The sequence below is a fragment of the Bacillus sp. GbtcB10 genome, from assembly GCF_019091365.1.
Taxonomy (GTDB): domain Bacteria; phylum Bacillota; class Bacilli; order Bacillales; family Bacillaceae; genus Bacillus; species Bacillus altitudinis.
In genome coordinates, this window is sequence record NZ_JAGXJP010000005.1 from 140,700 (window position 1) to 154,789 (window position 14,090).

Genomic DNA, 14,090 nt, shown 5'->3' on the forward strand with positions numbered 1-14,090 from the left:
AAGTCCATGATCCAGCCAGAAGAGATCGTCAGAAGTGGTCCTAACCAGTTTATTTCTCAAAAGGGGATTTATCATGAAATCGAGTCACTTGTTACTCCCTTTCAGTCACCAGCTATAGTGACAGGATATGACTCATATCAAGCCTTTTCACAGTACACAAAGCTTCCATCCGAATGGCCTGTTGTTCAGCATAAAGGTTACAGTTCACCAAATGCGATTACACGAATTGCGGAAGAACTCAAGAGTTCAGACGTGATCATAGGGATCGGTGGCGGCACGATTTTAGATACAGCGAAGTCTGTTGCCGACGCTCTCCAAATTGAAGTGATTATGGTGCCGACGATTCCTGGGACATGTGCGGCTTCTACACCGCTCAGTGTCATTTATGATGACAAGGGAAATTTCATGAGGGTCGACTATCATCAGCGGTCCAGCTATCTCACGTTAATTGATCATACTTTTTTGCTTTCATCTCCTCTTTCCTATCTCCAAAGCGGAATTGGGGATACGCTGGCAAAATGGTATGAAGCGGAAGCCATTATTCGTAACACAAAAGGCACCTTGCCGCTCATGGTACATGCTGCATTAAAGCAGGCAGTGTACGTTCGTGACATTCTTCTGACTCATAGTGAAGAAGCCGTTAGCAGCTTAAAAACAGGTCAGCTTTCTCAAGCCTTTGCAGATGTAATAGATACGATCATTACGTTAGCCGGAACAGTCGGCGGCTATGGAGGACGTTATGGCAGAATGGCAGGAGCCCATGCTGTTCATAATGGATTAACATTTATTGATGAAACACATCATGTGTTACATGGACAAAAAGTGGCCTATGGCATTCTCGTCCAGCTTGCCGCAGAAAACCGTATGACGGAAGTAGAAGAATTACTTGAGCTCTATCAAACACTCGGATTACCTAGAACGATGCGTGATCTTGGCATCACAGCTCAGCTAGAGGAAGCAGCACATACAGTGGCAAACCATGCTGCACGTAAAAATGAAACCTTTTGTTTGATTGGAGACTATACGAAAGAGCAAATTGTCGACGCCATTCAAATCATTGAGACCTATCAGCCTCAAAAAACGGTCTGAACATACGGGCAAATAAAAAGCACAGGCATCCCGCCTGTGCTTTCTTTCTATTAAAAATCGAAGTTATCTGGGTCTGGACCCGTGCGCTCATCTTCATTGAGCTGATCAATGACACTCATTTCATGGGCGGACAACTCGAAATCAAATACGTTTGTGTTTTCGATGATTCGGCTCTTCGTCACAGATTTCGGAATGGTGATAATGCCATGCTGCAAATCCCAGCGAAGAATGACTTGCGCCACTGACTTCTCATGTTTTTTCGCAATATCTTGAAGCACCGGATGGTTAAGAAGTTTTCCGCTGCCTAATGGCGACCATGCTTCTACATGAATGCCTTTTGCCTTGCAGTAGTCACGTAAAGGCTCCTGCGTCAGCTTCGGATGCAGCTCAATTTGATTGACCATTGGTACCACTTCTGCCTCTTCTAATAAATCTTCTAGATGGTGCTGATGGAAGTTACACACGCCAATGGCTTTCACGCGGCCATCCTTATAAAGCTTTTCTAGCGCCTTCCACGTTTCTTTATATTTGCCTTCAACCGGCCAATGGATTAAATAAAGATCCAATACATCCAGACCTAGTTTGTTCATACTCGTTTCAAAGGCTTCAAGCGTTGACTCATATCCTTGATCACTATTCCACACTTTTGTCGTAATGAACAGCTCATCGCGAGAGATGCCTGATTGCTGAATGGCTTTGCCAACACCTTCTTCATTTTGATAGGCCGCTGCTGTATCTATACTGCGATAGCCAGCTTCAAGTGCGTCTTTGACTGCATTTACAGCCTCATCCCCATCTTTTACTTGCCATACACCAAAGCCAAGCTTCGGCATTTTCACTCCGTTTGCTAATGTGACTGTATCTGTTAATCCACTCATCAAACAAACCTCCGCTTCATTTTTGCTTACCATGCACTATACCCGAATGTGCGAAAGATCATGCATGAAAATAGACCATGCAAGGGCTACTATGACCTAATTTCATTTTGTCCCATACTAACAACACAAAATTTTTATGTGAATATATTTGTTTTTATATTAAATAGATTTCTACTTATCCCTATACAAACAGCGAGGTCCAATCATCCTCCTCAGAGAATACTTGAATCCCATGCTGTTTCAGCAAGGCAGACGTCACACCGTCCCCAGCCTTTGTCTTACCGTTAAACTCTCCCCGATAGATCATCCGGCTTCCGCAAGAAGGGCTGTACTCTTTTAACACGACGGATGTTGCGCCAAGAGTCTGAACCTGCTTAAGCGTGTCTTGTGCACCTTTTACATACATCTCTGTCACATCTGTTCCATGAACATCAACTACAGAAGCCTGCCCTCGTAAGACATCATGACCATCTCCACCAATAATTTCTGCGGGAGGTCTTGGTGTAGAGAAACCGCCAAGCAGCTCAGGGCAAACTGTTACCGCCTTTCCTTCCTGCACAAGCTCCTCGATACGTTGATCTAATCGATGGCTGCCATTATAACGGACCTTTAATCCCGCAAGACAAGCGCTGACAACGATCATGTATGTTCCTCATTTCTATGTATTGAACGTTTTTTGCTGACTTTAAAATAAATCCATAAAGGCAAACAGAGTATCGTGTACATCAGAAAGGGCAGAGCACAATACAAAACAGCCGCCCACATGGACCCTTCAACTCCTGTCACTCCAAAAAAATAAACAAATAATAGCAAGCTGACAAACAATCCGACGAACGGCATGATAAAAATAGATTTTTTGAAATTTTCCATTATCTCTTTCACCAACACGGCTTCCTCCCTCAATCATCATCACGAATAACGTCAATATATGTTAATTTTACCATAAAAAAACCGAAAGCATCTAGTTTATAGAAAGCTTTCGGTCCGTTATTTATATCTTTTCCTTCCAAGCCTTTAAGAAGCGCTCAATAACCTGTAGTTCGTCTTCATTAAATTCATGGAGGAATTCTAAATAGGAGGAGACTGCCTGTTCATGAAGTTCATCATGCAGTGCCGCAAGCTGTGTGCCTTCCTCTGTGAGTGAATAATAGACGGATTTCTTGTCACCTTGCCGGTGGCGATAGTCGACCATACCTTTTTCGATGAGCTTTTTCACAGCCTTTGTAATAGCTGGTTTTGATAGTTTTAGTTGTTGTGAAAGAAATGTATTATTGGATTCGTTAGGGTTTGCTTGAATCATAGATAAAATATGAAGCTGTGTAAGTGTCCAATCTTGCTTGAGTGTATCAGTCGTGGTAATCAGTGGATCTGTTGGATCGTTCCGTTTCTTTTCCCTATGCATAATCAAATCTTGAATCGCTTTTAAGACAATCTGCTCGTTTGTTTCCATCTGAACCTCCACTCTTAACTGGTTAATAAAATGGTACTAATAATCAATAAAGGAGTCAAAAGAAATGTGGGGATGATGAAAAGAATGGGTCATCAGACCTGATAAATAAAAGAACTTTTTTACTAGATTACAAGAGACGGCACAATTTCCTTTTCTTTGCTATTATTTATGATAGGTACCCCTCAATCAAAAAAAGAAGGTGAGAGAATGAAAACAGAGCAGCAAATGGCCATTCGCCAGTTAGAAGAAAAAATAAATTTGTTTACTTCTGTTGTCAACGGATCGTTCCTATCAACGGAGGATTTCGTTCTATCAAACACGCATATATCAACTGACACGTTCAATTTGTTATTACCCATTTCAGCGCACATACAAGATCAACAAAAAGTGGAAGCTGCCATCGAACAAATGCAGCAACAGCAGCTAGCATTCAGCACATGGATCACTCAAAGCCTGCTCCACCCAGATTGGTCGAATATCATGCAGAAATATGGGCTTCAAGAAGTGGAACGCAATACCATCATGATGCTTGAACATACAAACGACATCGATCAAAGGACCTCTCAATCGCTTACGATCAAGGAAGTGACTGACGATCAAACTTTTCTCGATTATCAACATTTATTTATCGAACTTTTCGAAGGATCACCTGAGGAAATCGCTTTAAACAGCTATTTCCAGCGCTTTTCGATTGAACGATTACACCCGAGTACCCGCATGTTCGTTGGATATGAACTCAACAAACCGGTCACAACGGGCTTATTGATTGAAACAGCAGACAGCTACGGTATTTATGATGTCATCACAAAGGCAGAACACCGCGGAAGAGGACTTGGCAGTGACATGTTTCATTACCTTCTGACCCAGACAGATAACAAACAAAAGTGTGTGATGTTACAAGCCTCAAATGACGGCAAACATATCTATCAGCGTGCCGGATTTCATCCAATTGGAGAAATGGTTGTTTTTGAATAGAAGATGACATTTTTCCTGACTTATCAAGGGCAAAGAAAGGTAGCCTGTCTCTTCTTTGCCTCCAACATCTCACCATAAAAATGAATGTACATTCATTCACTCCTTTGGTACATTTAAAAAAAGGAGCTGAAAAACAGATGGTTCAACCAGGCGATCAATTTCAAACAAGCAAAACCTATACGCATGAAGATGTGATCCAATTTGGCGAGATGACAGGTGATCTTGGCAAACATCATATCGAGCTAGATGATCAAGGCAGGCTCATGGTACACGGCTTTCTCACAGCAAGTCTAGCCACGAAGCTTGGCGGGCAGTTTCATTTTATCGGTCAAGAGATGACATGTACCTTCATACGCCCTGTTTATACAGGTGACACCATTACCTGTCAGATGGCCGTCACCAAGGTAGAACCCCTTGAAAAATACCATCGTGTCCACCTTTTTTCCCGGTATATCAATCAGCATGGAGAAGAAGTCATTACTGGTAAAAGTGAAGGTGTGGTTTTCAAAAAATAAAAAGCTGCCTATGATGAGGCAGCTAAACGATCTAATTCTCTTCTATTCAGCATGATGCTGACGATCCATATAAAGCGGCGGTCTCTTTAATGAAATCACTGCACAGCTAAAGGCAATCAGCACAAAAACAGCACCGAATTTAGCCAAATCAACAGATGAACCGGTCATTGTAAACATGACGCCACCCACTGCTGATCCAATGGAAATCCCAATTTGCAAAGCGGATGTATTTAAACTTTGCTGAATATCAGATGTCACAGGGTCTGTTTGAATCAAATAGCTCTGCAAAGCAGGTGTCAGTGCCCAGCTAAGAGCACCCCATAGGACAACCATCACCATAAAGAGCATAAACACTCCCGCTGTATAAGGAAGGATAAACATCACAATGGCAAACGCCATGGTCACAAGCAAAATGGCTTTTCCTGATCCTAGTTTGTCACTCAGCCAGCCGCCAAACCCATTCCCGCCAATCGACGCAAGTCCGAAGACCAAATAACAAATACTAATCCAAAACGGAGTCATATGCAGAACTTCCATCAGAAATGGCGTGAAATAAGAATACAGCATATAATGACCAGCAAGCATGAACAAACTAATCAAATGTGCACTGAAAATTTTCGGATGCCCTAAAGAACGAATTTGTTCTTTAAGCGGCGTGACTTTTTCAACAGGCATTTTCTCCAATAGAAAATAAATGAGTACCATAGATATGGCTGACAGAATACTGATTCCTAAAAACATCACTCTCCAGCCAAAGCTCTCTGTAATAAAAATACCGATCGGTACACCGAGAACAAGTGATGAGCTAATCCCAATAAAAATCAGACCTAATGCTTTCGCTCGATGCGCTGGTTCCACCAGCTTGGCGGTAATCGTCAATGATAGTACCACAACAAGCGCTGTACTCATGGCAATCAAGACCCTAGAGATCATGACAAGGGTAAAGGTGGAACTAAAATATGTGAATACATTGCCTAATGTAAAGACCAATAATGCGATTAAATAAAGACGCTTTCGTTCGATTTTGGCTGTGACGGTCAGTAGCACCGGTGCTGAAATAGCATACACAATCGCAAATACCGTGATCAGCTGCCCAGCTGTCGCAAGAGACACATTGAGATCCTCTGCTAAACTTGGCAAAATGCCCCCGACCACAAGCTCAACTAATCCAACCGCAAAAGTAGAAACAGCTAATAAATAAACTCTCCAGTTCATGTCTAACATCCCTTCTCTATATCATGGCTTTCACTTTTGATACAGGGTGCAGACAAACAAAAAAACCCTGATTACAAAAAAGGAAAGCGCGCTTTTGTAATCAGGATTTATCGGATCCTGGTAGAAACCCTCAAACCATATTATTGAGGTTATACAAGTCTATTTTTTTCTTCAAATATATTAGCATAGCCTTCCATAACGTGCAAGCTGCAAAAACAGAAAATGTCTGCCAATGGCTCAGCGACATAAACGACCTCAGAAGGGCATGAAATGAACTTGCGGACCAACTTGCTTTCTCCCCCATTTACAGGTAAACTGATGAAAAATCAACGAACAAGGATCAACGTAGATCTGGAATAGTAGCTTGAATCGATCTTTACCAGAGAGGGAACGGTGCTGAGAAGTTCCTACTGACATCTTCAAGTGAACCTGCCGATTTAGTTCTGTTTCATACAGCGGTTCATACCGTTATCATGATCGAGTGTAAAGCTGTGCTTTAAATTAGGGTGGTACCACCAGGAATGGTCCCTAACTTAAAGCACAGCTTTTTTGTTTTTTTAAAAGGAGGAAAAAGACGATGTCAAAGAAACAATTTGTTGAGAAAATTATAAGCATGGAAGACGACTTTGCCCAGTGGTATACAGATGTTGTCACAAAGGCGCGTCTCGTCGATTATTCAAGCGTTAGAGGCAGTATGATTATTCAGCCATACGGTTTTAAAATTTGGGAGAATATTCGCGACGAACTTGATCGTCAAATCAAAGAAACGGGTCACGAGAATGTCTATATGCCGCTCTTTATCCCAGAAAGCCTTCTCCAGCAGGAAAAAGATCATATCGAAGGCTTTGCTCCTGAAGTAGCGTGGGTGACACATGGCGGTGATTCGGAATTACAAGAAAGACTCTGCGTCAGACCAACATCCGAGGTGCTGTTCGCCGAGCATTATAAAAACATCATTCATTCCTATCGCGATTTACCAAAGCTATATAACCAATGGGCCAATGTCGTCCGCTGGGAAAAGACAACACGTCCATTTCTTAGAACCCTTGAATTCCTCTGGCAGGAAGGGCACACTTGTCACGAGACTGAGCAAGAAGCGATTGAAGAAACAGAAAAAATGCTCCATGTCTATGCGTCTATTTGTGAAGAGCTTCTAGCGATCCCTGTCATTAAAGGAAGAAAAACAGAGAAAGAAAAATTCGCTGGCGCCCGCTTCACCTATACGGTTGAAAGCTTGATGCATGACGGAAAAGCCCTGCAAACCGCCACTTCTCACTTCTTCGGCAACGGATTTGCCAAGGCGTTTGGCATTGAATTTTTAAATCGAGAAGGAAAATTAGAGCATGTCCAGCAAACATCATGGGGCTTCACCACAAGAATCATTGGCGCTATGATCATGGTGCATGGCGATGACAGAGGACTAGTCCTGCCGCCAAACATTGCGCCAACCCAAGTACGTGTTGTGCCAATTGCTTCCCATAAAGAAGGTGTCCTCGATCATGCCTATGAATTAAAGGATCGACTCGCGCGCATCGCACGAGCTGACATCGATGCAAGTGATAAACAGCCTGGCTGGAAATTCAACGAATGCGAAATGCAGGGCATCCCATTACGCGTAGAAGTAGGACCAAAGGATATGGAAAAAGGCCAAGTCATGCTCGCAAGACGAGACACAGGTGAAAAGCAAGCCATCACGTTAGATGCACTTGAACAAGCCATCACGTCCACGCTTGAAGACATTCAGCAGACGATGTACGAAAAAGCAAAAGAACGATTACATGAAAAAACATCAAACGCCCACACAATCGAAGACATCGAGCAGCTTCTTTCCGAAGAAAACAGGTTGATCAAAGCCATGTGGTGCGGCGATGAAGACTGTGAAAACGACATCAAAGAGAGAACAGGGGCGACATCACGCTGTATCCCGTTTGAACAAGAATCCGTTTCTGACACATGTGTCTGCTGCGGGAAACCTGCTTCTGATATGGTGTTCTGGGCAAAAGCCTACTAATCATATTTCAAATTTTTTACAAATAATACAGGGGTTTGTCTACACGCTGAAGCATCTTATACGATGCTTCTTTTTTGTTAAAAAGAGCCAAATATCCATTGACCTCATTCACACAATCCCCTATAATTCATATTAATATAATCGGTTTTTAAGACTTTAACTGGAGTGGTGATCTATGAAGCGCTGGCTCTCAATTTTTAACGAACGCTGTCCAAAATGTAAAACAGCATTAGATGTCTCGAAGTCCAATGCCTTGCAAGGCAAAGTCGTGAAAACATGCCCCAATCTTCATTATCAAAAAGAGTACCACCCTGCACTTGAAACGTATATCGAGCACGATGACATGAAATAAAAAAGACCAACACATGGAAAAGAGCCCTTGCTCTCAGTTGTTGGTCTTTTTCTTATAATAAATCTACCCAGATTTTGATCGCTGTGGCTGTAATCATCACGGCAAGTGCCCATTGCAAATAAACGGCATTGATTTTCTGACCAATTTTCGCCCCAATCGGCGCAGCAATTAAACTGGCCGCCATTAAGACAAGAGCAGGCATGAACATGACTTGACCCGTCAGCACTTTCCCAGCAGATGCGCCGATCGCAGAGAGAAACGTAATCGCCAGAGACGAGGCAATCGTCATCCGCACAGGGATTTTGAGAATCGATAGCATCACCGGCACTAAAATAAAGGCACCGCCTGCACCTAATACACCCGATACACTTCCAATCACAAAGGCAATACCAGCCGCCAGTCCTTTATGAAAGGTCACCTCTCCATCCGCTTCTGCCCGCTGACCTTTTTTCGGAACAAGCATTAAAATGACAGCGACAATGGCAAGAAGACCATAGACTACATTGATGCCTTTCTCTGGAAGGAAATGTGATAAATAGCTGCCTAATAAACTCCCTGCCAATATACTGCTCCCCATATATAAAATCAATGGTCGATGTAAAAATCCGCTTTTTCGATACGCCAGTACACCGCCGAGTGTCGAAAATAGGACTTGAATGGCACCAATCCCTGAAACCTCGTGTGCCGATAATGCCATCACTCCGACTAGAGGCGGGATATAAAGCAGCATGGGATAGTTGATCACTGATCCTCCTATTCCGACCATTCCTGATAAGAAGGAACCAATAAATCCGATGATAAATAAAGTAATGAAAAACGCAAAATCCACGCTGGTCTCCTCCTTTGCAAAAGGAAAAGGGGCTCCCTCATAGATACCCCTCTCCCCTTTAGGACCCTTTTCTCACCCAGAACTTCAGCACATGCCCTTCATCTGTCTGTGTGATCAATTCATGTCCGCTTGACTTAGCCCATGCAGCCAAATCAGCTTTGGCCCCTTTATCTGTTGCATGTATTTCTAATACTTGACCTTCTGCCAAGTCGTTCATTTTTTTCTTCGTCCGAATAATCGGCATCGGGCATGCAAGCCCGGTTACGTCTAAAATGTGATCTGATGTCATCTGATCATCCCTCGCTTCTTTATTCTATTGAACATTATCGAATCGCACAACGGTTTGGACCAATTTCCATGTCTCGCTGTGCTTCCTCGTCTGGATGCAGCTTCCCCATATTGGTAGACCGAATGTCTTGATAAGCGTTTGGCTGTGCAGGGAGATCCTGCGTGACCATTTGTCTAAATACGTCTTCATCTTCAATGTTCAGCCCGTGATTTTCTTCAAACAAAGCGCCTAGCTCCTTCCAAACGCTCCCGTTTTCATTAAGCTCAGCCACGATCATAAAATGTGCAGGCAGCACAATCAATTCTGCCGAAAGCGCCGTATATCGTGTATAAAGGGTTTCCCTCAAATCACCTACCCAGTCCTCCGCCATACCGGCTAGATCAGGTCGTCCGATCGAATCAATGAACAAAATATCACCTGAAAGGAGAAAACGGTCGTCTACGATAAAAGAGGTTGAACCAATCGTATGGCCCGGTGAATAAAGGGCGTGAATATCAATCTCCGCCGCTCCAATCGTCACACGCTGCCCTTCTTCAAGGTGATTGTAATCAAATGTCACCTCTTCGGCGTCTTTTGGCGGTAGCCAATAGGTGGCCCCAGTCTGTTCAGCCAGCTTTTTCCCGCCAGATATATGGTCCGCATGAAGGTGCGTATCAAACACATGCGTTACTGTGACATGATGCTTTTTAGCAAATCGCGTATAGACCTCCGTCATTCTAGCTGCATCAATAATCGCAGCTTCTCCATTCGACATGATCATATAGGACAAGCACCCCTTGCCCATTCGCACAAATTGGTACAACTCTCCACCGCCAGTTAAATCACCGATCTTCACTGGCTCTAAATGCTCACCCCATGCCTTCATGCCGCCTTGCAAATAATGGACCGTTCTGCCTGCCTCTGACAGCATCTCTGCCACCATAATAGAAGAGCCCTCTTTCGCACAAACGACCAGTACATCTATGTCATCCGGTATGTTCTCCACCATATCCTCTACGCCATCAAGAAGTTCAAAGTAAGGCACATTTAAATATTCAACGGCTTTCCCTTCAATTTTCCAGTCCTGCACATCTGATTCGTTTCGTACATCCAACAAAAAGATCGGCTCTTTGTTGATGATCTTTTTTGTTAACTGTTCTGCTGTCATTGCTTTTACAGTCATCGTTTCATTCAGCTCCTATTTTTCAATCTCTCCTGTCCAGCTGTTCATGCCTGGCACTACATTGATCAATTGATGGAATCCTTTTTCTTTTAACTTTTGAGCGGCTAATTCACTTCTTCTGCCTGAATGACAGATGAGGTAAATGAGCGTCTCTCGGTTCAATTCTTCAGCACGTTGTTCCACCTCGCCAAGAGGAATGTGAACAGCTCCTGGAATATGGCCCGCTTCATATTCATCTGGCTCTCGTACATCTAAAATAAACAATGACTGATCTTCTTTTACCTTCTGTTGAAACATGTTCAACGACATTTCCGAAATCATTGACTGCTCCTCCTCCTGTTTCGTTCCGCCTTTACGAATCAAATGATGAAGCACCTGTCCTTCTACTTTTGTTCCTAAAAATTCATGACCGGCGCTTTTTGACCAAGCTGCTAAATCCGCTGTAGAGCCTTTGTCAGTTGCTTGCACTTCAAGCACATCTCCTGGCAAGAGCTCATTCATTTGTTTTTTTGTTTTGACAATGGGCATTGGGCATGCCAATCCTTTTGCATCTAGAATTGCTGTTGGTTGCTGCATTGTTTTTCCTCCTTTTATAGGGGTGGGGGTATATTGCAAAGCCTATTGATACCTATAATCGCCAAGCATTCATGCCACCCCTGATATTCGTAATGTGGGTAAATCCCTGTTTTTTTAACAATTTAGCCGCCTGCATACTTCTCATCCCACTTTGGCAGATCACATACACTTCTTTGTCTTTCTCAAGCTCATGCGCTCGATTCTTTAACTGTGGTAAGGGGATATTTTGAAAGCCTTTTATATGATTTGTTTGAAACTCTAAAGGTGATCGCACGTCTATCAGTTGTTGATGCCGACTATGCAATTTAGGTTTCAGATGAGCTGCGTCCATTTGTTTCACACCCCGTACGGGAAGAAAACGGCTCACAAGCAAAGCGATCACCATGATGAGCAAAAGCATTTGAATCATTTATGGACACCCCCCTAGATAAATAAGTTCACATTCCCGATTTCTGCCTCTGCTAAATACGCTGCCACACCGGCATATTGAATGTCTGCTAGTAATTCATCCTCCTGCAGCCCTAAAAGATCCATCGTCATCGTACATGCCACGAGGTTGATCTCTTGTTCCTTCGCCATATCAATGAGCTGCGGCAGGGTCATGGCATTGTGTTTGTTGATCACATGCTTGATCATCTTCGGCCCCATTCCTGCAAAATTCATCTTTGACAGCCCCATTCGATCAGCACCGCGCGGCATCATTTTGCCAAACATTTTTTCTGAAAATCCCTTCTTCAGTGGCACCATCTCTTCCTGACGCAAGGCATTCAGCCCCCAAAAAGTATGAAAAATCGTCACCTCGTGATCATAAGCTGCTGCGCCATTTGCAATAATGTAAGCGGCCATCGCTTTATCATAATCTCCACTAAATAAAACAATTGTTGTTCGTTTTTTCTGTTCCTCCATCATGATCCTCCTTATATCAATTACCCGTGGGGGTATATTGATAACAAAAAATATATACACATACCGGTAAGGGTATATTATAACAAGTAAAAAAATTCGTCAACCTCCAAAGGCTGAGGAATTTCTTACCGGCTTTTCACCAAGAGCTCAACCGCTTCTTTGACAAGCCCCTCTGTATCCTTGCCCTGCTCAAGACTTTCACGGACACATTGTTCAAGGTTTGTACTCACAATCACACCCATTGCCCGATCAATGGCATTGCGTGATGCAGACAGCTGCGTCACCACCTCGCGGCAATCCTTTCCCTGCTCCATCATCGCAAGAACCCCTTTAATCTGCCCTTCAATCCGGCGAAGACGATTCTTCATCTGCTGATTATACTCCACGTTTAACACTCCTTTCTCTTTTCCTTATGATCAGATAGTATACCCTGATAGGTATTTAGTCAAACATGATGAATTAGTATAAAAGAGCTGCTGAGAGCAAATGTCGCAGCAGCACGTTCTCTTTAAGCACTCGCTTCCTCTCGAGAGCGCTTATTTCCTTTGTAAATAAAATAAAGAGCGATCAGCATAAAGAACAATGCCAATATGCGTTTGAGATCAAGTGAAATCACCAGGCTATGGAACCAGCCAAAATGATCGATAACCATTCCAATGACAAGCTGCCCAGCAATCCCCGCAATATTCGCAGCAATGACACCGATTTTCGGAACAGCGATCACTGTCAGGATTAAATAAGCCGTTCCAAGAAAAGCCGCACTCAACTGCCACTTTGGTGCATGCAAGAGATTCAACAGATGGCCGCTCCCAAAGAATAAAATCAGAATGGTCAAAAACATCGTACCCGTTAAAAAGGTCAAAAAGGTCGTTTCAATCGTACCTGCTCTCCTGCTAAACGTACCGTTTATGGAAGATTGCGCACTTAACGTAATGCCTCCGATGAAAGTAAATAAAATTAACAATAATGCCATATCGACTTTCCTCCTAATGAATAAGAATAAGGGCAATGATCATCGAAATGACCGCAAATACCTTCTCTTTGTTTACTCTCGTTCTCTGACTCCCAAGCCAGCCAAAATGCTCAATCACCATACTCATCAGCAGCTGACCAATAATGACAGCAACCATCGTTACCCCCACACCAACAAATGGAACACTCACCACAATAGACGTTAAATACACAACCCCCATCGCTCCGCCAAGTAGCGACCATTTCGGTGCCTTCAACGTATAGGAAAGGTCACCTTTGCCAAAAAAGAGCCACAATAGCCCCATGATAATTGAACCGACAAAAAAGTTATAAAAACTCGTTTCTAACTGTCCGATCGACTTCCCCAGTTCCGCATAGATGGCTCCTTCAAAACTAAGTGCCGCACCCGCTAGTAGCGCAAGTACATAAAAAATCAAACGCATCATCAAATCTCCTTCAATTCATATATTTATATATCTAGATAAACAGATATATAGAATAGAAAAAAACAGAAATCACACATCCTTTAGATCTCTGTTTTCATATATTGTCCGATCTGTTGGATAAATTCTTCATTTCGTCTATAGTATGTCCATTGTCCATGCCGTACCGATTCAAGCAGACCAGCCTTTTGCATCAAATGTAAGTAGCTAGAGACCGTTGATTGAGAAATTTGCGCCTTTTCTTGAATATCCCCAACACAAACGCCCCCCTTATAACTAACCTCCTTCGGTAAATGAGCGCCTTGCTTAGGAAAATGCTTCTCAGGTTCCTTGAGCCACTTTAAAATATTCAACCTTGTTTCATTCGATAATGCCTTAAACACATCAATAGGTTCCATGGCAGACATTGTATATCTAGAAATACCGAT

19 protein-coding genes and 1 riboswitch are annotated in these 14,090 nt (G+C 43.0%); of the genes, 5 read left to right on the forward strand and 14 right to left on the reverse strand.

Annotation, left to right across the window (positions count from 1 at the left end):
* Positions 1 to 6 precede the first annotated feature (6 nt).
* Positions 7 to 1,089: an iron-containing alcohol dehydrogenase family protein gene (locus tag KVT11_RS17110; RefSeq protein ID WP_116307354.1), complete on the forward strand. Its 1,083-nt coding sequence runs from the start codon at positions 7 to 9 to the stop codon at positions 1,087 to 1,089.
* Between the two features lie 50 nt (positions 1,090 to 1,139).
* On the opposite strand, the gene KVT11_RS17115 is transcribed toward KVT11_RS17110, so the two are convergent.
* From KVT11_RS17115 to KVT11_RS17125, 3 genes are all read right to left on the reverse strand, one after another.
* Complete coding sequence (locus KVT11_RS17115) at positions 1,140 to 1,967, reverse strand: aldo/keto reductase (RefSeq protein ID WP_017358734.1); 828 nt, start codon at positions 1,965 to 1,967, stop codon at positions 1,140 to 1,142.
* A 181-nt stretch (positions 1,968 to 2,148) separates the two neighbouring features.
* Positions 2,149 to 2,610 carry a 2-thiouracil desulfurase family protein gene (locus KVT11_RS17120; protein WP_045034650.1) on the reverse strand — a complete coding sequence of 154 codons (462 nt, stop codon included), beginning with the start codon at positions 2,608 to 2,610 and terminating at the stop codon, positions 2,149 to 2,151.
* Positions 2,611 to 2,958: 348 nt separating this feature from the next.
* Entirely contained in the window at positions 2,959 to 3,417 is a 459-nt protein-coding gene (locus KVT11_RS17125) for a MarR family transcriptional regulator (RefSeq protein ID WP_017366520.1), read from the reverse strand.
* A 207-nt stretch (positions 3,418 to 3,624) separates the two neighbouring features.
* Between KVT11_RS17125 and KVT11_RS17130 the strand changes: the two genes are divergently transcribed.
* On the forward strand, positions 3,625 to 4,392 hold the full coding sequence (locus KVT11_RS17130; protein WP_017366519.1) for a GNAT family N-acetyltransferase: 768 nt from the start codon (positions 3,625 to 3,627) through the stop codon (positions 4,390 to 4,392).
* A 137-nt stretch (positions 4,393 to 4,529) separates the two neighbouring features.
* Entirely contained in the window at positions 4,530 to 4,907 is a 378-nt protein-coding gene (locus KVT11_RS17135; protein WP_017366518.1) for a hotdog domain-containing protein, read from the forward strand.
* A gap of 42 nt (positions 4,908 to 4,949) precedes the next feature.
* Here KVT11_RS17135 and KVT11_RS17140 read toward each other — a convergent pair whose 3' ends face one another.
* Positions 4,950 to 6,122, reverse strand: coding sequence for an MFS transporter (locus tag KVT11_RS17140; RefSeq protein ID WP_008343877.1), 1,173 nt, complete (start codon positions 6,120 to 6,122; stop codon positions 4,950 to 4,952).
* A gap of 77 nt (positions 6,123 to 6,199) precedes the next feature.
* Positions 6,200 to 6,299, reverse strand: a riboswitch (purine riboswitch).
* 400 nt (positions 6,300 to 6,699) lie between these two features.
* Here KVT11_RS17140 and proS point away from each other — a divergent pair.
* Both proS and KVT11_RS17150 read left to right on the forward strand, forming a co-directional pair.
* Complete coding sequence (gene proS / locus KVT11_RS17145; RefSeq protein WP_074041742.1) at positions 6,700 to 8,133, forward strand: proline--tRNA ligase; 1,434 nt, start codon at positions 6,700 to 6,702, stop codon at positions 8,131 to 8,133.
* Positions 8,134 to 8,308: 175 nt separating this feature from the next.
* Entirely contained in the window at positions 8,309 to 8,485 is a 177-nt protein-coding gene (locus KVT11_RS17150) for a hypothetical protein (RefSeq protein ID WP_017358723.1), read from the forward strand.
* Positions 8,486 to 8,537: 52 nt separating this feature from the next.
* Here KVT11_RS17150 and KVT11_RS17155 read toward each other — a convergent pair whose 3' ends face one another.
* The 10 genes from KVT11_RS17155 to KVT11_RS17200 all read right to left on the reverse strand — a co-directional run bounded on the left by KVT11_RS17155 (position 8,538) and on the right by KVT11_RS17200 (position 14,060).
* A complete protein-coding gene (locus tag KVT11_RS17155; RefSeq protein WP_060832026.1) occupies positions 8,538 to 9,314 on the reverse strand; it encodes a sulfite exporter TauE/SafE family protein in 777 nt (258 codons plus the stop codon).
* A 58-nt stretch (positions 9,315 to 9,372) separates the two neighbouring features.
* On the reverse strand, positions 9,373 to 9,603 hold the full coding sequence (locus KVT11_RS17160; protein ID WP_008343881.1) for a sulfurtransferase TusA family protein: 231 nt from the start codon (positions 9,601 to 9,603) through the stop codon (positions 9,373 to 9,375).
* Positions 9,604 to 9,637: 34 nt separating this feature from the next.
* Positions 9,638 to 10,765 carry an MBL fold metallo-hydrolase gene (locus KVT11_RS17165; RefSeq protein WP_060832025.1) on the reverse strand — a complete coding sequence of 376 codons (1,128 nt, stop codon included), beginning with the start codon at positions 10,763 to 10,765 and terminating at the stop codon, positions 9,638 to 9,640.
* Between the two features lie 15 nt (positions 10,766 to 10,780).
* Positions 10,781 to 11,341: a sulfurtransferase TusA family protein gene (locus KVT11_RS17170; protein ID WP_060832024.1), complete on the reverse strand. Its 561-nt coding sequence runs from the start codon at positions 11,339 to 11,341 to the stop codon at positions 10,781 to 10,783.
* Between the two features lie 52 nt (positions 11,342 to 11,393).
* A complete protein-coding gene (locus tag KVT11_RS17175) occupies positions 11,394 to 11,750 on the reverse strand; it encodes a rhodanese-like domain-containing protein (protein WP_116307350.1) in 357 nt (118 codons plus the stop codon).
* Between the two features lie 14 nt (positions 11,751 to 11,764).
* Positions 11,765 to 12,247, reverse strand: coding sequence for a DsrE/DsrF/DrsH-like family protein (locus tag KVT11_RS17180; protein WP_060832022.1), 483 nt, complete (start codon positions 12,245 to 12,247; stop codon positions 11,765 to 11,767).
* Between the two features lie 125 nt (positions 12,248 to 12,372).
* Positions 12,373 to 12,633, reverse strand: coding sequence for a metal-sensitive transcriptional regulator (locus KVT11_RS17185; RefSeq protein WP_003217059.1), 261 nt, complete (start codon positions 12,631 to 12,633; stop codon positions 12,373 to 12,375).
* 122 nt (positions 12,634 to 12,755) lie between these two features.
* Positions 12,756 to 13,220 (reverse strand): DMT family transporter, encoded by a 465-nt coding sequence (locus KVT11_RS17190; protein WP_017366510.1) that lies wholly within the window; start codon positions 13,218 to 13,220, stop codon positions 12,756 to 12,758.
* Positions 13,221 to 13,233: 13 nt separating this feature from the next.
* Complete coding sequence (locus KVT11_RS17195) at positions 13,234 to 13,662, reverse strand: DMT family transporter (RefSeq protein WP_008343887.1); 429 nt, start codon at positions 13,660 to 13,662, stop codon at positions 13,234 to 13,236.
* Positions 13,663 to 13,745: 83 nt separating this feature from the next.
* Positions 13,746 to 14,060 carry an ArsR/SmtB family transcription factor gene (locus KVT11_RS17200; RefSeq protein ID WP_008343888.1) on the reverse strand — a complete coding sequence of 105 codons (315 nt, stop codon included), beginning with the start codon at positions 14,058 to 14,060 and terminating at the stop codon, positions 13,746 to 13,748.
* Positions 14,061 to 14,090: the final 30 nt, after the last annotated feature.